General features: G+C 46.3%; 19 protein-coding genes and 1 tRNA gene. 9 read left to right on the top strand and 11 right to left on the bottom strand.

From position 1 onward, the window contains the following. Positions 1-7 precede the first annotated feature (7 nt). Both KD909_RS07820 and KD909_RS07815 read left to right on the top strand, forming a co-directional pair. Complete coding sequence (locus KD909_RS07820; RefSeq protein ID WP_211781254.1) at positions 8-655, top strand: alpha/beta family hydrolase; 648 nt, start codon at positions 8-10, stop codon at positions 653-655. Between the two features lie 61 nt (positions 656-716). Then, positions 717-1,247, top strand: coding sequence for a GNAT family N-acetyltransferase (locus tag KD909_RS07815; RefSeq protein ID WP_211781253.1), 531 nt, complete (start codon positions 717-719; stop codon positions 1,245-1,247). A 54-nt stretch (positions 1,248-1,301) separates the two neighbouring features. On the opposite strand, the gene KD909_RS07810 is transcribed toward KD909_RS07815, so the two are convergent. Then, positions 1,302-1,937, bottom strand: a complete 636-nt coding sequence (locus tag KD909_RS07810; RefSeq protein WP_211781252.1) for a peroxiredoxin-like family protein — start codon at positions 1,935-1,937, stop codon at positions 1,302-1,304. Between the two features lie 234 nt (positions 1,938-2,171). Here KD909_RS07810 and KD909_RS07805 point away from each other — a divergent pair, with 234 nt between their 5' ends. Beyond that, positions 2,172-4,145, top strand: a complete 1,974-nt coding sequence (locus KD909_RS07805; RefSeq protein WP_211781251.1) for a methyl-accepting chemotaxis protein — start codon at positions 2,172-2,174, stop codon at positions 4,143-4,145. Positions 4,146-4,186: 41 nt separating this feature from the next. Here the strand turns inward: KD909_RS07805 and cls are convergent, their stop codons facing one another. Continuing rightward, complete coding sequence (gene cls / locus KD909_RS07800) at positions 4,187-5,650, bottom strand: cardiolipin synthase (RefSeq protein ID WP_371744366.1); 1,464 nt, start codon at positions 5,648-5,650, stop codon at positions 4,187-4,189. A gap of 84 nt (positions 5,651-5,734) precedes the next feature. Here cls and KD909_RS07795 point away from each other — a divergent pair, with 84 nt between their 5' ends. The 3 genes from KD909_RS07795 (at position 5,735) to KD909_RS07785 (ending at position 7,783) form a co-directional block, all read left to right on the top strand. Continuing rightward, on the top strand, positions 5,735-6,169 hold the full coding sequence (locus KD909_RS07795) for an OsmC family protein (RefSeq protein WP_371744365.1): 435 nt from the start codon (positions 5,735-5,737) through the stop codon (positions 6,167-6,169). A 74-nt stretch (positions 6,170-6,243) separates the two neighbouring features. Beyond that, a complete protein-coding gene (locus KD909_RS07790; RefSeq protein WP_211781249.1) occupies positions 6,244-6,732 on the top strand; it encodes a GNAT family N-acetyltransferase in 489 nt (162 codons plus the stop codon). 55 nt (positions 6,733-6,787) lie between these two features. After that, positions 6,788-7,783, top strand: a complete 996-nt coding sequence (locus KD909_RS07785; protein WP_211781248.1) for a Gfo/Idh/MocA family protein — start codon at positions 6,788-6,790, stop codon at positions 7,781-7,783. 172 nt (positions 7,784-7,955) lie between these two features. Here the strand turns inward: KD909_RS07785 and KD909_RS07780 are convergent, their stop codons facing one another. Continuing rightward, a complete protein-coding gene (locus KD909_RS07780) occupies positions 7,956-8,990 on the bottom strand; it encodes a PTS sugar transporter subunit IIC (protein WP_211781247.1) in 1,035 nt (344 codons plus the stop codon). A gap of 259 nt (positions 8,991-9,249) precedes the next feature. Between KD909_RS07780 and KD909_RS07775 the strand changes: the two genes are divergently transcribed. Both KD909_RS07775 and KD909_RS15565 read left to right on the top strand, forming a co-directional pair. Then, entirely contained in the window at positions 9,250-11,913 is a 2,664-nt protein-coding gene (locus KD909_RS07775) for a cation-transporting P-type ATPase (protein ID WP_211781246.1), read from the top strand. Between the two features lie 60 nt (positions 11,914-11,973). Continuing rightward, positions 11,974-12,102: a hypothetical protein gene (locus KD909_RS15565; protein WP_012726230.1), complete on the top strand. Its 129-nt coding sequence runs from the start codon at positions 11,974-11,976 to the stop codon at positions 12,100-12,102. 62 nt (positions 12,103-12,164) lie between these two features. On the opposite strand, the gene KD909_RS07770 is transcribed toward KD909_RS15565, so the two are convergent. The 3 genes from KD909_RS07770 to KD909_RS07760 all read right to left on the bottom strand — a co-directional run bounded on the left by KD909_RS07770 (position 12,165) and on the right by KD909_RS07760 (position 13,583). Continuing rightward, on the bottom strand, positions 12,165-12,437 hold the full coding sequence (locus KD909_RS07770) for a hypothetical protein (protein ID WP_211781245.1): 273 nt from the start codon (positions 12,435-12,437) through the stop codon (positions 12,165-12,167). A gap of 63 nt (positions 12,438-12,500) precedes the next feature. Beyond that, the gene (locus KD909_RS07765) at positions 12,501-13,142 is read right to left on the bottom strand and encodes a hypothetical protein (protein WP_012726232.1); all 642 of its coding nucleotides are present in this window, start codon (positions 13,140-13,142) and stop codon (positions 12,501-12,503) included. A gap of 84 nt (positions 13,143-13,226) precedes the next feature. Further along, positions 13,227-13,583 carry a PilZ domain-containing protein gene (locus tag KD909_RS07760; RefSeq protein WP_012726233.1) on the bottom strand — a complete coding sequence of 119 codons (357 nt, stop codon included), beginning with the start codon at positions 13,581-13,583 and terminating at the stop codon, positions 13,227-13,229. Between the two features lie 147 nt (positions 13,584-13,730). Here KD909_RS07760 and KD909_RS07755 point away from each other — a divergent pair, with 147 nt between their 5' ends. Beyond that, complete coding sequence (locus KD909_RS07755; protein WP_012726234.1) at positions 13,731-13,979, top strand: hypothetical protein; 249 nt, start codon at positions 13,731-13,733, stop codon at positions 13,977-13,979. Between the two features lie 37 nt (positions 13,980-14,016). On the opposite strand, the gene KD909_RS07750 is transcribed toward KD909_RS07755, so the two are convergent. From KD909_RS07750 to KD909_RS07730, 5 genes are all read right to left on the bottom strand, one after another. Continuing rightward, a complete protein-coding gene (locus KD909_RS07750; protein WP_012726235.1) occupies positions 14,017-14,712 on the bottom strand; it encodes a queuosine precursor transporter in 696 nt (231 codons plus the stop codon). A 319-nt stretch (positions 14,713-15,031) separates the two neighbouring features. Continuing rightward, positions 15,032-15,102 (bottom strand) — tRNA-Thr (locus KD909_RS07745). Positions 15,103-15,209: 107 nt separating this feature from the next. Next, the gene (locus KD909_RS07740) at positions 15,210-17,588 is read right to left on the bottom strand and encodes an immune inhibitor A domain-containing protein (protein ID WP_371744420.1); all 2,379 of its coding nucleotides are present in this window, start codon (positions 17,586-17,588) and stop codon (positions 15,210-15,212) included. 153 nt (positions 17,589-17,741) lie between these two features. Then, positions 17,742-18,533 carry a class I SAM-dependent methyltransferase gene (locus KD909_RS07735; protein WP_211781243.1) on the bottom strand — a complete coding sequence of 264 codons (792 nt, stop codon included), beginning with the start codon at positions 18,531-18,533 and terminating at the stop codon, positions 17,742-17,744. Between the two features lie 40 nt (positions 18,534-18,573). Beyond that, the gene (locus KD909_RS07730; protein ID WP_012726238.1) at positions 18,574-18,885 is read right to left on the bottom strand and encodes a hypothetical protein; all 312 of its coding nucleotides are present in this window, start codon (positions 18,883-18,885) and stop codon (positions 18,574-18,576) included. Positions 18,886-19,048 lie beyond the last annotated feature (163 nt).

The raw sequence follows: 19,048 nt of genomic DNA, 5'->3' as shown, positions 1-19,048 counted from the left end.
AGACAGCATGTATGAAGTAACAGATGGTCAAGTCATTGGGAAAAACGGAATACCCGTCCCGTATTCGTACCTGCAGCCTGATTCGTCATCCGACACACTCGTGATTTTGTTGCCCGGATACGGATATACAAACGATTCTCCAATGTTTCGCTATACGACTGGATTGTGCATAGAGAATGGGTTGAACGTTCTCGAAGTCAACTATAACTATCGCGACGAGCGGTACGATTCAGTCGATGTAAATAAGGCAATTGTTGATGATGTTCGACTCGTCATCGATCAAATCCTACATACTGATTCCGTTCAACAATACATCATCGTCGGAAAATCGCTCGGTACGGTTGCGATGGCAAGTGAACTCACCCGAAACGTGTTTGATGATGCCAAACTCGTTTGGTTGACACCTTTGTTGAAACAAGACGATATATATGAAGCGATCCAGTCTCATAAAGGACAACAGATGATTCTCATAGGAACGGCGGACCAACATTATGTACTGGAACGAATCCAGCATCTTGAACATCTGACATTGACTGAACTCGAGATTATCGAGCAGATGAATCACAGTCTCGAGTACACAGGTAACACATACCAGTCACTCCGGCTACTTGAAACTCTTCTCAAGCGAGTGGAGCAATTTATCATGTCCTCATAGGTCGTGAACCGGAGGAGAGTTTCATGGGGAGATCGCAATCAAATGTTAGGGAGGAGTCGACGTGAAATTTACCACTAAACGTCTAGAAATCAGACCATTTATGGAGAAAGACTTGCATGCTACATTCGAAATGTATTCAAAACCAGAAGCATGCAGATATCTTTTGCATGAGCCATGGACGTCTGAAAACAGGAAGAAAGAATTTGATAAAAAACTAACGAATTCTATTCTTACCGAGACTAGTACGTTGAATTTAGCAGTCGTACATCAAGATGAAGTGATTGGGGATCTCACAGTTTGGTACACGGGTATGAAAGATACGGTAGAAATCGGGTATTGTTTTTCTGATTCACATTCAGGAAAAGGATATGCGACGGAGGCAGTGAGCGGATTGCTAGCGGAGTTGTTCATAAAGCTCAATCTACATCGGGTACAAGCCAATCTCGACGCCAGAAATGTAGCTTCTCAGAAATTATGCGAGCGGGTTGGAATGAGAAAAGAAGCTCATTTCTTGAGAGACTATTGGAATAAGAATGAATGGACCGATAGCATGGTGTACGCAATGTTACACGAGGAGTTTGTAAGACTATAAACGAAATAAGTGAAGTGAATAGAAAAGGTGATGACGCGCGTCATCTCCTTTTATTTACAATTTTTCAATAACCGTTTTCGGGTCGACACGTTCTGTATAGTCAGCAGGCACATCACTGAACGAAATCGTTCCATCGGATTGGATGATGAACGTGGCCGGTTTCGGCAACTGCCAATCCTCGTTCCCGTTATGTGCATCGACATTTAGTCCAGATGCCTTGTAAATGTCAATCAAGTAATCGGGCATGTCAAAGACGAGGTCGAATTGACGTGCGACAATATTATCAACATCACTCAATACATAAAAATCAAGTTCATTCTTTTCTTTAGTCGAAAGGGAATAATCCGGCGTCTCGGGACTGATTGCGACAAGAGTCGCGCCTTTTTCTTGGATTGTTGCCAACTCGCGCTGGTAAGCGCGGAGCTCGAGGTTACAGTATGGGCACCATCCACCTCGGTAAAATGTGACGATGACTGGTCCATTTTCAAGCAGCGTTTTCAAATAGACGGCTGTCCCGTCCACGTGAGGCAATTCAAACGATGGCGCTTGATCTCCAACTGTTAACCCTGATGCGATTCCCGAATCTTTCAATTCCTGAGTCGCCTGAGCCATCAATCGTTGCTTCTCGGCAGGTGCTTTTTGTTTAAACTGATCTTTATACGATTTGATTTCTTCCAATAATGAATTCATCCTTTGACCCTCTTTTCCGATATGGTAACTCAATTTATTCATAGATACGAATAGTTAGATTTGTTCAATCGAATACAACAATGAAACTCCATTTCAGTTTCCGAAAAATAATTTTCGAATAATTCGATCAATTCTTCAGATTTAATGACTTTTGACCGATATGATGAGTAACCCAAGTGAGATTCGACTCATCGAACTCGCTTGAATATTTTATTCGGGGTAAGGAGATGTTTTATGAAACAGAAGCGTACGATTAGTATCAAGCAAAAGTTAATTGTCTTATCCGTTCTATTATTACTTATTCCAGCCACATTGATTGGAATCGTCGCCTATTCGCAGGCTAAAGGTAAAATCGAGTCTCAAATGATCCAGTCCGCCAATTCGGGGGTAGACCGGATGAACAACGAGGTCACGAACCTCATCGAACCGATTCAAACGGACATCTCATTTTTTGCGAATCGGATTGATGATTCAATTTATGAAGAGGGAGAAGCGAATCAAGCGTTAGCAGAGAAGTTTACCGAGTATTTGGAGACACATCCAAAAGTGACGAACATCTACTTTGCTTCAGCAGAAGGCGCGATGACGATCTATCCTGAACAGGAATTGCCAGAAGGATATGACCCACGGACTCGTCCATGGTATGAAGCGGCTGAAGCAAGTGGACAAGATGTTGCCATCACGAATCCGTACGTCGATGCCGCCTCTCAAAAAATGATGATCACGGTTTCGAAGAAGACTTCAGACGGTCGTGGTGTAGTCGCTGTAGACGTCGATGTGAACGATATCGCTGAAGTGGCGTCCACCATTCAAATCGGGAAAGAAGGATACGTTGCCATCTTCGACCAGGCCGAACAAGTGGTCATTCATCCATCGACGGCTGTCGGTGAAAAGATTGATGAATCTTGGACAGAATCGCTCTTTGCCAAGGAAGAAGGGACCCTGTCTGCATCGGAGAATGGGGAAGGTGTGGAGAAGGCATTCGTGACGAACCCCATCACCGGATGGAAAGTTGCTGGAACGTTATATGACGGTGAGATTCAAGACGAGACAGTTGGCATTCTTTGGACAACTGGATTCGTCATCATCGGAATGTTCGGGATTGCAGCCATTCTTCTTTACTTTGTCCTCCGTTCCATCTTACGTCCGTTGCGTTTATTGACAGAGGGAGCAGAACGAATCAAATCAGGTGATTTAACTGAGCCAATCACCGTCTTATCGAACGACGAAATCGGGCGTGTCTCAGAGAGTTTTAACGAAATGAGCGATTCACTTCGTATGGTATTACTCCGTCTCGATGATTCAATCAGTCAAGTGGCCGCATCGTCCCAAGAATTGATGGCCAATTCGGCACACAATACGGCCTCATCGGAACAGATTGCTCGCGCAGTTGAGCAAATGGCAGTCAGCGCCGATGGCTCGAAGCGACAACTCGACGACAATGCGACGTCGCTCCAAGCGATCACATCGGGCATCATGCGAATCTCAGAGAGTTCAATGGACGTTTCTGAACTTTCACGCGAAACCTCGAATGAGGCGGAAGACGGTTCGACGACCGTGAAAGAGAACGTGAAGCAGATGCAGGCGATCGATGCATCTGTCGTGACATTCGAGGGAGTCATTCACTCGTTGGCGCATCGCTCTAACGAAATTGGAGAAATCGTCACGGTCATCAATGGAATCGCTGAACAGACGAACCTGTTAGCCTTGAACGCTGCCATTGAAGCGGCACGTGCGGGTGAGAACGGCAAAGGATTCGCGGTCGTTGCGAGCGAGGTGCGTAAACTAGCAGAACAGTCACAACAGTCGACGAAACAAATTGCGGCGTTGATTGATCGAATCAAGCATGAGACGGAACAGTCTGTACAGTTGATGCAGGAAGTATCTACTCATACGAAAGCAGGGTTGGCGTCATCTGAGATGACAGCAGACCGATTCGAGAAAATCAAGGAGCGGACAGTGGCGATGACACCACGGATTGAAGACGTGACCGCAACCGTCGAGGAAATTGCGGCGAACGTTCAGGAAGTGGCAGCGACGGCATCACAAATCGCCGACATCGCCGATGAGAATTCGAGCGTCTCGAAGCAAGTGGCGGCGACGACCGATGATCAATTGAGATCGATTGAAGAAGTATCACAGTCAGCAAAAGCACTCGCGACCATGGCCGAGGAGTTACAAGACCTCGTCTCGCGGTTCAAACTGTAAACGACAATGAGGCAGAGCGCTCCGCTCTGCCTCATGTCTTATTATAGGATCGGACTAAGTAGGCGTGACACCCCTTCACGGGCGCGCACCGTCCATTTACGGGATTCATAGTCTTCCACTGTATAGGTGCGACTGACCGCAGTGTCGGTCTCGAATAACGAAACGAGTTCGAGGGCGACCCGCTCATCATAGATGAGTGCGTTCACTTCAAAATTGAGACGGAAGCTTCGAGCGTCCAAATTTGTCGTCCCGACGGTCGCGATCTCATCATCGACGACGAGCGTCTTCGCGTGGAGAAACCCTTTATCATACAGATAGACGTTTGCCCCGTAGTCGAGGAGTTCCCCAAGGAACGAGAGGGACGCCCACATGACGAATGGATGGTCCGGTTTTCCAGGGATCATGATATCCATCTGAACGCCAGAATGGAGTGCCATTTTGCAAGCGTCCATAAAGCTTGTATCTGGAATGAAGTATGGGGTTTGAATGACGACCCGTCGTTTGGCGGACATGATCATCTTGATCATCATATTCTTCAAATGTTCCGTATCCGAGTTTGGTCCACTCGTGACGATTTGCATCGGAGAATTTTCTTTAATGTCATGTCGCGCAAAGCAGAAGGCATTTTCAGGATCATGTTTACGGTGACCAGAATAATTCCAGTCCAATATGAATCGGTGTTGTAAATTGTAAACGACATCTCCTTCGACACGCAGGTGCGTGTCACGCCAATAGCCAAATTTTTCGACTAAACCTAAATACTCGGTACCGACATTGAATCCACCGACATAGCCGATTTTCCCATCGATGATGACGACCTTTCGGTGATTTCGGTTGTTCAACTTGAAGTTGATGATCCCGAGTGTCGGTGGGAAGAAGACACGCACCTCGCCATCGTTCGCAATCAACTCTTTAAAGTCCGAGTTCCGAAGACTACGTGAGCCGACCGCATCGTAGAGGAGTCGAACTTTGACACCGGCTTTCGCACGCTCGATCAACTCTTTCAACAGTGCCTGACCGAGAGCGTCACGCTGGATGATGTAATATTGAATATTGATCTCCGTCTCGGCCGAGCGAATGTCATCCATCAGCGCTTTGAACTTTTGTTCGCCGTCGTGCAAGATGAGGGAACGGTTATGTACACTGATCAACGATTTAGACGATCGTAAGTTCATTTGAAGCAGTTGGTCATACTTTTCAAACAGCGGCTGCGCGAGCTGGGTTTGACGCGAATGAATTTGTTCAAGTTGCGCTTCGACTTGAAGCGAATGGAAGGAACGTTCTTCTACACTTAAATTATAGAAGTTATCCTTCTTAAGTTGTCGCCCTAGGAAGAGATAGACGATAAAGCCGAGCACTGGTAAGAAAAACAGGACAAGAAGCCAGGCCCAGGTCGCACCGACGTCACGTCTTTCGGCGAAGATGACGGCGAGTGCGAACAACATGTTTAACCCGAGGACGATATAAAGTCCCCAACTGAAAATCATAGACCAATCCAACGACATACACCCCTTTATAATCGATTCATAGCTTAATCATACATTAAATGAGGGAATAGGATGCTATCAAATGAATAGGGGGAGAAGATGATGAACATGGAAGTCGTATGGAAGAAAGGGATGGCGTTTGAAACACATACGCCATCAGGACACACGGTGATCCTTGATGCGGCGGATGATGTCGGTGGGCTCGATACAGGACCTCGTCCGACAGAAATGTTGCTTCACGCGACCGCATCCTGTACAGGAATCGATATCGTGTCGATTCTGCATAAGATGCGCCAGCCAATTGAAGGATTCGAAATGAAAATCGATGGGGTGCGGGCGACCGATCATCCGAAACGCTTTACAGCCATTCACATCTTGTATATCCTGAAAGGCGAGTTATCGGAAGAACGAGTCCGACGAGCCATCGAATTGTCCGTTGAGCGTTATTGTTCCGTATCGCATAGCCTTAATGCAACGTTGACGTATAGTTATCAATTGAACGATGGAGACGTCACTCCATTTGATTTTGGCGAGTGAGCAGGATGGTTGAAAGGCATGTTGTTCTCCGTTATATTTGTATTTCAAATACTGTATAACTAAAGGAGGACGTTATGATTCGACTCGCGACGAAGCGCGATGCTAAACACATCGCGAACCTAATCGAACAACGAGCCGTAGCGCTAAATGAACAAGGAAGCGACCAATGGACCGAATATTTGGAACAGGACCTCGTAAAGCGTGTGCGCACTGACATTGCTGAAGGCAGTGTATATGTCTTTGAAGATGACCAACAAATTTTAGCTTCAATCGCATTGTTACCTCCAGATGAGTGGGATGATCACTTATGGGACGACAGTGAACGTGGACAATATATCCATCGAATCGTCGTCAGCGAAAAACTAAAAGGGCAAGGTGTCGGACAGCAACTCATGGAGCATGTCTTAGAGGAAGCCGATGAAGAGGAACCAATTCGTCTTGATTGTGTCGCTGACAATGACTTTCTAAATGATTACTATCCACGTTTCGGTTTCGTCTTTGTCGATTCACGAAACGGGTACAATACGTTCGAGTACAGATTAGATGAGAGCATGAGTGCATAAGGGTCATTAGACCCTTTTTTTGATATAATAACAAAAGCGAAAAGGAGGGTTTTATATGATTAAAACCATGTTGGTAGGATTCGGATTCTCGGCAAACACGTTCCATTTGCCGTTCTTAAAGGCCATCGATTCATTTGAAGTGAGGGGGGTCGTGTCATCGCGCCCGGAAGAAGTACAGGCTGAATTACCTGGTGCCACGGTATATGCGACATTAGACGAGGCGCTTCAATCGGATGCTTCTCTATATGTCATCACGACACCGTCGCATTTACATAAAGAGATGATTGTTGCCTGTCTCGAGGCGGGAAAAGATGTGCTCGTTGAAAAACCAGCATTTCTGACAACGGAAGAAGGATATGAGTTGATGGAACTTGAAGCGAAATCGCAGGGCATCGTCAACGTTTATCAAAACCGTCGTTACGACGGAGACTTCTTGACAGTTAAGTCGTTACTTGATTCGAATGAAATTGGAGACTGGAAGGTGGTTGAATCTCGATTTGATCGTTTCCGTCCGAATGTACGTGACCGGTGGCGTGAAAATGCAGGACCCGGTTCAGGTATTTTATTCGACTTAGGAAGTCATCTGATTGACCAAACTCTCGCCTTGTTTGGAAAGCCAGATCGTATTCAAGCAGATGTGATGATTCAACGGGATGGCGGACAATCCGATGATGGGTTCCTTCTGACATTCTATTATGGTGAAAAGCGAGTATACCTTCGTTCGAACCCATTCATCGCTGGAGAAACACCTCGGTTTGAAGTGCACGGCACGCATGGAAGTTTCGTGAAATATGGACTTGATCCTCAAGAAGAGGCTCTGAAGCAAGACAAGTTAGAAAGTGATCTTATAGAGACTGGCGTATTATCGAAAGAAGAGGTTGCATCGATTCAAATCGAGAAAGGGAGCTATTTGTCGTATTATCAACAGTTGGCCCATAGTTATGAGGTACGGCAACCAGTCGTTTCATTGCAAGATGCAACATTGACAACCCGCTTGATTGAACTTGCTCGTCAATCCAGTGAGACAGGAGCAGTCATCACGGTAGATTGACACGCTTTTTCGTTGATTTACTAAACCGGTGATCAATTCACAATTGGAAAGAAAGTGCGATGATTTCTTTGTGAACGTGTCGACACTTTTCTATTGTAAGAACAATCATACGAGTCATAATAAAAAATCGATGCCGCTGAACAATTCGTTCGAGCGTGCATCGATTTTTTGATTAGGCCGCATCTTCTTCTGTCGATTCGACTTTTTCCGTATGACGGACAATCGGGAAATTTTTGAACAAACGACTTCCACTCAAGCCGAAACCGATCCCAAGGATGAACAGCACGACGGCTGTGAAGGTGACCGTTTGCCAATCGTTGAAACCATACATGACTAGAAGTCCCGGAATCCCGGCTGCCGAACCCGGCGCATCGTTGATCATACCGGTCATGGCGACAATCAATCCGGCGATGGCTCCACCGACAAAATTGACACTGTAAATCGGAATCGGGTTAGCAGAAATGAGGTCAGCTTGCGTCAACGGTTCGATGGCGACAGAGAGCTGATCTTTCTTTGTTCCGATTTTCAATTGACGGAACAACAAGTAATTCATTGAGATGGACGCGGTCAACGCGAGCGCGGCAATCGCCATCGGGACCCCGGTCAAACCGAGCATCGCCGTCAAGGCCATCGAACTGAGAGGTGATGTCGATACGACCGTGACGATCCCTCCTAAGACGAGACCCATGACGACCGGATTTTGAGTTGCTGCGAGTTCGATGACAGCTCCGATTTGTTCAAGTGTATTTGTCACGAGTGGGTCTATCCCGGTCGCGACGAGACGGGCGAGCGGTGCCATCACGATGACGTAGAAAATCATATCGACGCCCGTCGGCAGATAGCGATTGATTCGAGTGCCAGCTAAAGCCAAGATGTAACCGGCGAAGAATCCAGGAAGGATTCCGAATCCTGAAACGGACAACCCGATCATCAAACTATAGACGGGGTTGATCCCGAGTGCGATGGCGACGAGTGCCGCAGCGGCAGGACCCGACAAGGCGCCTGCCGCCTGACCGACTTCTTCATAAAGAGGGAGTGGTAGCAATCCGCCGATGGCATACGCATTAAACGCTTCGACGAGGAAACTCGCGATGGCCGCACCAGCAAGGGCGCCCATTGCCTTCATTCCGAATGGCGCCTTATAACTAAACAGCGTGAACAAGGCGAGAATGAGCAGTAAAAGTGCGATTCCTTGAATAATGACCATAAACTCTTCCTTCTTTCTATCTCTATTTATTCATAATTTATTCTATATTCGTGCATAGAAAGACTTCTGTAAAGCCATTTTCAGAAGAAAAATCAAAATTGAACAATGATACCGGTTACAATTAGAAAATTCAAATCAAGAAAGCGTTTTCTTTGAAAAATGACATCAATTCTACAAGTTTGTACGTGTCGAGCCGCATGAGATTGGGAACAGATAGAGGAAAGACTTTTCAAAAAGTATTGGTCGAGGAGGATGAATCATGCAGAACGAAGACAGACCGTGGCATGCGCTCGAAGTAGATGAGGTGCGAACCCATGTGGAAACTGATCTTGAATCAGGTCTGACAACAGAAAGTGTCACAAGTCGTCAAGATGAATTCGGCAAAAACGTGTTGCCGGAGAAAGAAAAAACCCCTGAAATCATAAAATTTCTAAGACAATTCAATGATGTTCTCGTGTATGTCTTATTAGCGGCTGCAGTCGTCACAGGATTCTTAGGAGAGTACATTGACACGATCGTCATCGTGCTAGTCGTCACGATTATCGGCGTCGTCGGATATCTTCAAGAGAATAAGGCCGAAGAGGCGCTAGAAGGAATCAAAAAATTGTTAGAAACAAAGGCGACCATCGTTCGAAACGGCAAGCAATCCGAAATCGACTCGAGTGACCTGGTCGTCGGGGATGTGCTTGTGCTTGCTGCCGGTGACAAAGTGCCGGCCGATGCCCGTGTCGTGCAAGCCGAAAAGTTTAAGGTCGAGGAATCGGCGTTAACGGGAGAGGCGACGACTGTTGAGAAAAAATCAGACGTCGTGAAAGAAGAAGCGGTATTGGCCGACCGGAAAAACATGGTGTACTCGGGAACGAGTGTCGCGACGGGAAGTGCAAAAGCTATCGTGACAGCCATCGGTGAAGGGACAGAGCTCGGTCAAATCAACGCTTCGATTTCAGAAGTGCAGACCGTCAAAACCCCTCTGATTCGCCAGACGACCAAGTTTGGTCAAACAGTGTCCATCGCCATCTTGATCATCTCCGTCGTGATTTATGCGTTCGGCTACTTTTTACGGGATTATGAACCGGTCGAATTGATGCTGACGACAATCGGTCTTGCCGTTGCGGCAATTCCTGAAGGATTGCCTGCCGTCATCTCCATCATTTTGGCGCTCGGCGTCCGAAATATGGCCGAACAAAAAGCGATTGTCCGAAGTCTACCATCTGTCGAGACGTTAGGTGCTGTATCTGTCATTTGTACGGATAAGACGGGTACATTGACAAAAAATGAGATGACCGTCAAACAAATCGTGACAGCGAAGCATGATATCGAAGTCTCCGGTAGCGGATATGCTCCGAATGGAGATCTCGAATTGAATGGTCAACCGTTTGACTTGGATGATGATGAATCCATGATTGACCTGTTAACCGTCGGGAAGACGTGTAACGATTCTCAGTTGAATGAAGAAGACGGCGACTGGGTCATCAACGGCGATCCGACAGAGGCTTGTCTGTTGACGGTCGCTGAGAAAGCTGAACGCCCAATTGAACGTTTAAAAGTTATCTCGAAGATTCCGTTCGATTCTGAATATAAATACATGGCGACGCTCGTCGATTACAAAGGGGAGCGAATGATTTTTGTCAAAGGGGCTCCGGACCGACTCTTTGATATGGCGTTGTCTGAAGACTTTAAACAAGACTATTGGGATGAAAAACGAAAAGAGATTGCCGACCGCGGTCAACGCGTTCTCGGTGCTGGCCTAAAACGTGTCGACAGTTCAAAAGCGTCAATCGACCATGAGGATGTTGAAGATGGTCTGATTTTCCTCGGCTTATTTGGAATCGTCGACCCACCTCGACAAGAGGCCATCGATGCGGTTGCCGCGTGTCGTGATGCTGGAATCCGAATTAAAATGATCACGGGTGATCATAAAGATACCGCTGTCGCGATTGCAAAAGAACTGGGCATGGAAGTGGAAGGCGCCCTCGAAGGTCGTGAATTGACAGATATGACAGATGAAGAAATCAAAGAGGCGTCCGTTCATAACGATGTATTCGCACGGACCAGCCCTAACGACAAGCTTCGTCTCGTCAAAGGATTGCAAGAGAACGGTCTGATCACATCGATGACAGGAGATGGTGTGAACGACGCACCTGCCTTAAAACGTGCTGACATTGGTGTGGCAATGGGGATTAAAGGGACGGAAGTAGCGAAAGAAGCATCTCAGATGGTTCTTGTCGATGACAACTTCAAAACGATCTATAACGCCGTACGAGAAGGACGACGGGTGTATGATAACTTGAAGAAAACCATTCTCTTCTTGCTTCCGACAAACGGTGGTCAAGCGTTGCTTGTGGCAATGAGTATCTTGCTCGGAGCGGCCGCACCGCTCAGTCCTGTGCAGATTTTATGGGTCAACATGGTCGTCGCGATTACCCTCTCCTTAGCGATCGCTTTCGAGCCGCTCGAAGAGAGTACGATGAAACGACCGCCACGTCCGGCCAATGTGCCGCTACTCAGCCGATACTATATCTTCCGCGTCACCTTCGTTTCGATCATTATCGGGGGCGGTAGTTTATGGATCAACTACATGCTCGGGGATTTCGACTACTCGACCGAGAAATTACAAACGATCACCTTAAATGCTATCGTCATGGCACAGCTTTTCCACTTGTACAACTGCCGTACGGAGTTGGCACCTGCATTCAACCGTCATTTCTTTGACAATAAGATTGCGTTTCTCGTATCGGCTTTACTCATTGCCCTACAATTGTTCATCACGTACGTACCGTTTATGCACACGTTATTCGGTACCGCTCCATTAACGTGGGAAGATTGGATTTATCCAGTGGCATTTGGTGCCGTCGTCTTTATCATCGTTGAAATTGAGAAGGCGATCTCCAGACGTGTCATCGGCAACCGGAATATACACTGATACGTTTCATTCATGTGAAAAAAGGATAAACAAGTGGAGTAAACATGAAGGAGGGATACGATGAAGCGTGACGAATCACAACCAGGGGTTCACCCGGATCCGCTACCGGATGATGAATCGAACCCGGCGCAAAAACCGGCTCCGACACAGCATCCTGACCCTGATCCAGAGGAAGAATCGAACGAATAAAGCGTGTAACAGGTAAAAGATCCTCCTAGCTGAATAAGCTAGGAGGATCTTTTTGAGTTGGTTTATGATGTTGACTTTACAGAGCGGCTATTTTGTAGCCGATTGAATGCTTTCTCGTTCATATGTTCCGTGATGACAAAATCACCGACCGGGCATTCCCATTTCCCTTTTGCGACAACACACTCGTGCAATGTCACTTGGTCATCGTATAGATCGAGTTCCAATGTGTCTTTCAAAAACTGATCGACCTTTTGGTTTGGCACTTTTACATATTCATTGAATTCGAGTTCTTCATTTTTGACAGTCACGTAAGAGGTGACTTGGAAATAACGCATGTGATGGTCTCCTTCATTAAAAACTAATTTCTAGTATAGCCGTTTCTGATGAAAAACGGGTACTCAATGTTTCATTTCAGCCCGCTCACGCTTCGGAGGTGCTTCATTGAACGGTTTTTGATGGCGAATCATGAGCCAGAAAATGAGACCGAACAACGGGATATACGGGAGCGGCCATAAACTCATTTTATAGCGTTTCGCATCCCGATTCATTAACGTGATTTGAATGAATGCCAACAAGAAGAAATCAACGGTCATCGTACGAACAAATTGATTGTTCTCCACATATGACCAGTATTCAGCAACATTTCCGGTATTGGCTGCAGCGATGAACAACCCGATTGTCACCAGTAAAAGCACAACGCCGAGGATACGGGTCGGCAGTGGTTTGACCGGGGTCGGATAAGGTGACTGTCTCGCAAATGCCAAATAAGGAGCAAGCAGAAATCCCCCAACGAAAAAACTACTGATGGCGGCGATAAGTGGATTTGGTTTGAGCTGGTTCACTTCTGACCAAAGAAGTGGAAACATCGCCAGGGGAAACACCCCTAAGATACTAAAGAGCGATAGAGAATAGCCTTCGTACGCCTCGGTATTATATGTCACAAAATCGAGAAGAAAGCGTCCGTCGAACGGGACATTTGGACCGATGACGGCGAATGCAATTGCCAGTCCCCAAGGAATCAATAAGAATTTTCTTGTCATACGAACACCTCGTCAATGGTTGATAGTTGTAGTATACCCTCTTTTGGAGACACGAAAAAATGAGAAGATGCCTGACGCATGTTCTCATTTATTTTCACGTGCATACGTTTTAATCATCGTGACGAGTTGCTGAGTTTCGTCAGCCTTCACATCAAGCATGATCCCATAATCATACAGCGAGCCCGTTTGGCCACGGTGTCTGACATGTCCCATGAGTTCGATCGGTTGAAGCGTCGGAACGAGGTCGAAAAGAAAATGGACCTGTAAATCATCAGAGAGCGGGAAGAGATAGTCCGAACGCAGTTTTAATCCATGAGAACTTACATTGAGGAGCAATCCTTCCCCATCATAAAGTTCTTTTTCTTCCCAAACAAGTCGATAAGGGATGGTACGGGGATTCGGTAGGATATAGCGGAACGTCTCCTGTCGGCGATAACGCATCAATTCACCCCATTTCTTTACTTCTTTTATCGGTAAAATTGAATTCAAAATGAAGTGGAAAATTGTATAAAATTAAAGTGTACTCGCTTTACAAAAGTGAAAGCGCTTTCTATAATGGATGTACGATTTGAATAGGGAGGAGATCAGATGAATGTCCATGATTTACTCCGACGTTACTCGATTCAATCACCAGTCATCTATGAAAAAAAACGTAACGGGGAGTGGGTTAAACTCGAGCGCTTACCTGCTTATACCATTCTTGAAGTCGAAACGAACGATCATACCATCGAGGCGGTCGCCATTGACGCGTTCAAAGCGATTACCGTCTGTCGAGAGTCGGCGTCGATTGAAGAAGCCCGTCCGTATGCTGTGCGTATCCAGATCGAACGACCATAGGAAAAGCCGTAACTTCAACATGAAGTTACGGCTTTTCTTATGCGGCGTCCTGTTCGGTGTCGTCTTGTGGATTTGTCCGTTTTGCGTAATACATGAACGGTGTCGCCATCCACGCAATCACAAACTTGGCCACGTATGTCGTGATAAAGATGTTCCACCAAATGTCCCATTCCATTCCCCAGAATGCGATGATACAGAACGTGAACGTATCAATCAATTGGGATAAGACGGTCGAACCCGTCGTACGGAGCCAAAGCTTTTTCTCACCCGTTTTTGCACGAATCTTCGAATAGACGAAGACATCGAACAATTGAGAGACCAAATAGGCGGCAAGGCTACCGAGTGTGATCAATGGCAGCATCGAGAAGAGTGCCTCGAAGCTTTCATGCATGAACAGAGCCTCTTCAAACGGCTCATATAAAAGTGCATATTGCATGAGTACCGTTGAGACGATCAAGATGAAAAATCCGAGCCATACGCCTTTACGGGCAGCCGCTCGCCCATGTTTTTCGTTCAAAATATCGGTTGCCAAGTAGAGCGAACCGTAGACGATGTTACCGAGCGTGAAAATGTATCCGCCAATTACAATCTGTTGCGTGACTTGAATGTTTGCAACGACCGAAGCCATCGCAATCCAAGCATATAAGCCGACTCGTCCGAATAACTTGTAACTGAGGACGAGTAGTCCGAGTGTAAGGATGGCAGAAGGAATCCATAACCATTCGTTTAGCATGAATCATGCTCCTTCCTCTAACTATTCAATGATTTCAACTTTTCAAGTTTATAGAGGAACGGAAATGATGTCAAGGTGAGGGGGGAGGTCCACTCAGGTAAACACCGTAAAATTATAAAATCTTCTTCTATATCAAAAGTGCTTCTGGAAACTCCCTGTTAAGTGCAATCGTTCGACAAATTCATGGTCGATTCGACAAATCGTGATTCGCGACATGAAAATTAGGAAAGTGGGAACAAAGTGGGAACAGGCAAAAAGAAAGCACCTCCTGTCATAAACAGGAAGTGCTCTGAACCGCTTGGTTGAGCGGTATTCTTGATGCCTCCGACGAGAATCGAACTCGTGCTGCAGCATTACCATTGCTGAGGTCTGCCACTAACCTACAGAGGCGTTACACCAACTATGTTACACAGATTATTCGTCATTTTCAAGCTTTTTTAGAATAATAAGACCTCCAATCTTCGATAGAGGAAGACTGGAGGTCGACTGCTACATCATTATTTTGTACGGATCCAAACGGCACCTGCAGAGTTGTCTTTCGCTTCACCGACTACGTCAATGACGAGACCGTATTGCGGAAGTTTGCGTCCTGCATCTGGAATGAGCGAGTTGATGTAAGAGTTTGCATCATTGAACTGCTTCACGCCAGGCTGTGCTTTGTAATCGTACACGCCACGACTCGGTGAATCGATATACCAAGCGAGCGTCTTATCGAGACTGAACGCCGCATCAGCAATTTGGTAACGTGTGCTACCTGCGACTGTCTGTTGACCGTTCAAGTTACCGATGAGCGCTTCAGGATGTGAATCGACGACACCGAGGAATCCTTCACCAGGGTGAACACCGACCCAGTTATCTGTGAACGAGTCATCACCATACCACACGACAAGACCAGTGTTGTATTTCACGCCGCGACCGTTGAGAAGACCCATATCCGACCCAGCGTGGTTACGCCATTCGAGGTAGTAGTAGTGTGGTTTTGAATCGTATCCGTCTGAAGAGACGAATCCATCGAGCGTCACGGCTTCAGCGCCTTCTGCATCATCTGCGAAGAGTGTTGCTGATTCTGATTTGATTGACAAGTTGTCGACTGCGAAGCCTTTCATAGCGACACCGCCGTCTGTCACGTATTCAAAGACGATTTGAACATTTTGTCCAGCGAATTGTGAGAGGTCGTATGATTTGTTGACCCATGCACCGTTCGTCGTCTCAGCAGGGTAGCCCGCTTCGTTTGCACCGTTGACGTCGTCACCGAATACATCGAGAACGACTTCTTGACCACCGCTGAGGGCTTTAATGTACAAGTAATCATAGTCTGATTCGACTTCATAGAATGAATCGAATGCGAGGACTCCGTCCGCACCAAGTTTCACAGCTGGTGTTGCCATCTCAGTATGGATGTCGTCACCTTTTGTCGAGTAATAGTAGCGATCGCCATAAGCTGGTTCGATTCCTTTAATCTTCTTATCAGGAAGGTTGACTTTGACAATGCCTGGATTGTTTGATTTCGTCACAGATTGGTCGAGTTGTGCGACGAACCCTTGAGAGTTGATGTCTTCAAGGTCGACTTCTGTGATGTTTGCCCAGTTTCCACCCATGATTTTTTGGAAGTACTCTTTGTTTTGTGGTGAGAAGCTTGTTGGCTCCGTACCAGCCACTTTACCAGCCCAGCTACCGCCACTCATGATCGACCATGATTGTACCGGTTCGCCTTGACCTGTGTACTGCGTATCGTACTCATCTGGAAGACCGAGGTCATGTCCGAACTCGTGTGCGAAAACGCCGACCGCACCATCTTCAGGTTGAATCGTGTAATCATATGCAGCCATTTTCCCGCCCCAGTAAGGAACTGCAGCTTCTGTATTGGCTACTGGATAAACACCGTTAAGAACCCAGCGATGTGACCATACCGCATCGTCACCGAGCGCACCGCCACCTGCTTCTTGGCCAGTCCCAGCGTGGATGATCATCAAGTGGTCAACGAGACCGTCCGGCTCATTGAAGTCACCGTCTCCATCCAAATCGTAAAGGTCGTATTGATCATGTTCTTTCAAATCGATTCCAGATGCGACCGCAGCATTCAACGCATCTTTGACGAGTTGACGTGGTCCCGGTCCGACGTTATCATGTCCGCCATCACCTTTGTCAGCTCCATAGTCTTTCGCGGTTCCCGGAACGGTCAACCACTCCGAAACCTCACCATCGACCGTATAACTGCCGCCTGATTGTTCTTCATAGTATTGTTTGAACGTTTGAACCTTTTCACCGTTAAAGAGTTCAAATTGTTGATCACCGAACATATACTTTTCGTAATGTTCTTTACTGAAGTTATCGCTGTACATATAGCCCGGCTCTTGGATGATGTTATTGTGTTTGAAGTCGCTGTACTCGACGAGAAGAACGAGGACTTTATCTTCACGTACCGAACCGTTGTATGCAGATTGCTGGGCAGGAGATACTTTTACTTGACCGTTCGGTTTCCCTTTACGGTAATTTCCTTGCCCTTTTTTCGCTTTATCAAGAATTCGTTTTGATTCCTTTTCGAATTGAGTATGTATCTTCTCTTTTGCTTTTGAAGCCTTCTCGTTCACTTTGTCGTCGTGCTTATGTGGATCTTTTGCTTCACCTTGCTTTTTCGCGATATACGCATCGACTGCTTTCATGCGTTCGGATGCGGACAATCCTTTTTTGATGACGCCACGTTTCTCGAGAGCTTTCGCGAGACGCTCTTCGTCGATGATGTTGTGGTCGAACGGAGCGAGCTCGCTTGTTGTCGGAACTGATGGTGCAACCGAGAGGGGTGCAGCACCAGCTGCCGGAACGATACTGACTGTCATGGCAGTTGTCATGAGAGCCGCGAGTGTCGTTCGACGGATGGAACGTTTTTTCATTTGTGTGAACCTCCTGTTAAAAAATAATGGGAAAATGTGTGAGCTTGTTGTAAATGTACTCTTTGTGTCTGATTAATGTCAATATTCAGAAAATAATAAACAAAAAAAGAGTCTAAAGACCTATTTAGTTCAATTTGACTAAATAGACTTAGACTCTAGGTCGATATATCCGTAATGGAACTTCGACGTTTTACGTTTTATGTGAGTGAAACCGTACCGTTCAAAGGTATCGCTCTCAAAATGCGCCTTCAAGACAATTCGTTTCTTGGCTACTCGTTTTGCTTCGGTAATCAACTCTTGCGTGAGAGGGGAAGTGTCGGCGATTGTGCGAAGTGGGTTCAGATGAACCGATTCTGAAATCGTTTTTTCAAACATCGGATCAAAGTAAATACAATCAAACGAATTATCCGCACACGTTTTTAAATAGTCGAGAGAGTTGGAGTGAACGACCTCAATGCGTCGCATCGCCTCATTGACCTGCTCATCTTTTTCGACCCACACGGACATGCCTTCTCGGACGAGTTGTGCCGTAATGAACTGACTCTCAAGCCCGATTACTTTACCGCTTGAACCGACGACATGGCTCATGACGATACTGTCCGAGCCGAGTCCGAGTGTACAATCTAGAATATGATCACCCGGAGTTGCTTGCATGGCGTCAATGAGTGGGTCTCTTCCGCCTCGGCTCAGTTGCTTCACCCGAAAGACGGAACTCGATGGGTGGAAAAAGAACGGTTCTGTACTATGCAGAGGTGTGAACTCGACACGTCGTTTATCAAATACAAGTACATCTCGTTGATGACGTTTCTTCAACTCGTCGATGGAAAGTTTGCGCCGGTCGACAAATGTCATCTTGTACGCTGCTGCATGCGTATGTGCTCGAGATAAGACATCATCTGTCGGACGTAAACAAGTGGTTACAATATACATGATTCGGGCTCCTTCATAAAAAATGAGACGCAGGTGCGTCTCATTTTTTCTTGCTGAGTAAGTCTGATAATTCATCGATGAGTGCTTTATGAGAAGCGAGTTCTTTCTTCTTCTCGTCGTTCACGTTCATCGGACGTTTTGAACGGCTTTGTAGCGCTTCAAGCGTTTCATCGATTGACGATTTCAACGTATCGCGTTCTTCAGGTTTCAAAGATACTTCGTGCGGATTTTCACCAGAAGCATCTAATTCGCGGAGACGTGCCATCAATTGCTTTGCCTCGCGATTCAAATCGATTAACAATCTGTCAATTTGTTCCAATCGTAATTTGATCCCATCACGTTCTGTAAACATCTGTTTCACCTCTTTTTGCGGTTTAACCCTAAGGTCTCTTCCTGTTTACTTTACCATAAAATTTGTTAAACGAAACTACCGGGAATATATTCCATTTATTTTGGCTATAAGAAACATTGTTTCTCTATCCCCACACGAAGTTCACCTGCTATACTAACTGAGC

Origin of the sequence: Exiguobacterium sp. PFWT01 (genome assembly GCF_018255795.1) — a bacterium.
Lineage (GTDB): Bacteria > Bacillota > Bacilli > Exiguobacteriales > Exiguobacteriaceae > Exiguobacterium.
Note: the sequence above shows the minus strand (reverse complement) of the source record. Positions and strands in the feature narration are given on the sequence as shown.

Excerpts from the sequence above, each read along its gene's own strand:
- KD909_RS07805 (WP_211781251.1), top strand. The coding sequence starts at position 2,172 with ATGAAACAGAAGCGTACGATTAGTATCAAGCAAAAGTTAATTGTCTTA.
- KD909_RS07790 (WP_211781249.1), top strand. The coding sequence starts at position 6,244 with ATGATTCGACTCGCGACGAAGCGCGATGCTAAACACATCGCGAACCTA.
- KD909_RS07780 (WP_211781247.1), bottom strand. The coding sequence starts at position 8,990 with ATGGTCATTATTCAAGGAATCGCACTTTTACTGCTCATTCTCGCCTTG.
- KD909_RS07775 (WP_211781246.1), top strand. The coding sequence starts at position 9,250 with ATGCAGAACGAAGACAGACCGTGGCATGCGCTCGAAGTAGATGAGGTG.
- KD909_RS07730 (WP_012726238.1), bottom strand. The coding sequence starts at position 18,885 with ATGTTTACAGAACGTGATGGGATCAAATTACGATTGGAACAAATTGAC.
- KD909_RS07770 (WP_211781245.1), bottom strand. The coding sequence starts at position 12,437 with ATGCGTTATTTCCAAGTCACCTCTTACGTGACTGTCAAAAATGAAGAA.
- KD909_RS07760 (WP_012726233.1), bottom strand. The coding sequence starts at position 13,583 with ATGCGTTATCGCCGACAGGAGACGTTCCGCTATATCCTACCGAATCCC.
- KD909_RS07795 (WP_371744365.1), top strand. The coding sequence starts at position 5,735 with ATGAACATGGAAGTCGTATGGAAGAAAGGGATGGCGTTTGAAACACAT.
- cls (WP_371744366.1), bottom strand. The coding sequence starts at position 5,650 with ATGTCGTTGGATTGGTCTATGATTTTCAGTTGGGGACTTTATATCGTC.
- KD909_RS07820 (WP_211781254.1), top strand. The coding sequence starts at position 8 with ATGTATGAAGTAACAGATGGTCAAGTCATTGGGAAAAACGGAATACCC.
- KD909_RS15565 (WP_012726230.1), top strand. The coding sequence starts at position 11,974 with ATGAAGCGTGACGAATCACAACCAGGGGTTCACCCGGATCCGCTACCG.
- KD909_RS07750 (WP_012726235.1), bottom strand. The coding sequence starts at position 14,712 with ATGCTAAACGAATGGTTATGGATTCCTTCTGCCATCCTTACACTCGGA.
- KD909_RS07785 (WP_211781248.1), top strand. The coding sequence starts at position 6,788 with ATGATTAAAACCATGTTGGTAGGATTCGGATTCTCGGCAAACACGTTC.
- KD909_RS07755 (WP_012726234.1), top strand. The coding sequence starts at position 13,731 with ATGAATGTCCATGATTTACTCCGACGTTACTCGATTCAATCACCAGTC.
- KD909_RS07810 (WP_211781252.1), bottom strand. The coding sequence starts at position 1,937 with ATGAATTCATTATTGGAAGAAATCAAATCGTATAAAGATCAGTTTAAA.
- KD909_RS07765 (WP_012726232.1), bottom strand. The coding sequence starts at position 13,142 with ATGACAAGAAAATTCTTATTGATTCCTTGGGGACTGGCAATTGCATTC.
- KD909_RS07735 (WP_211781243.1), bottom strand. The coding sequence starts at position 18,533 with ATGTATATTGTAACCACTTGTTTACGTCCGACAGATGATGTCTTATCT.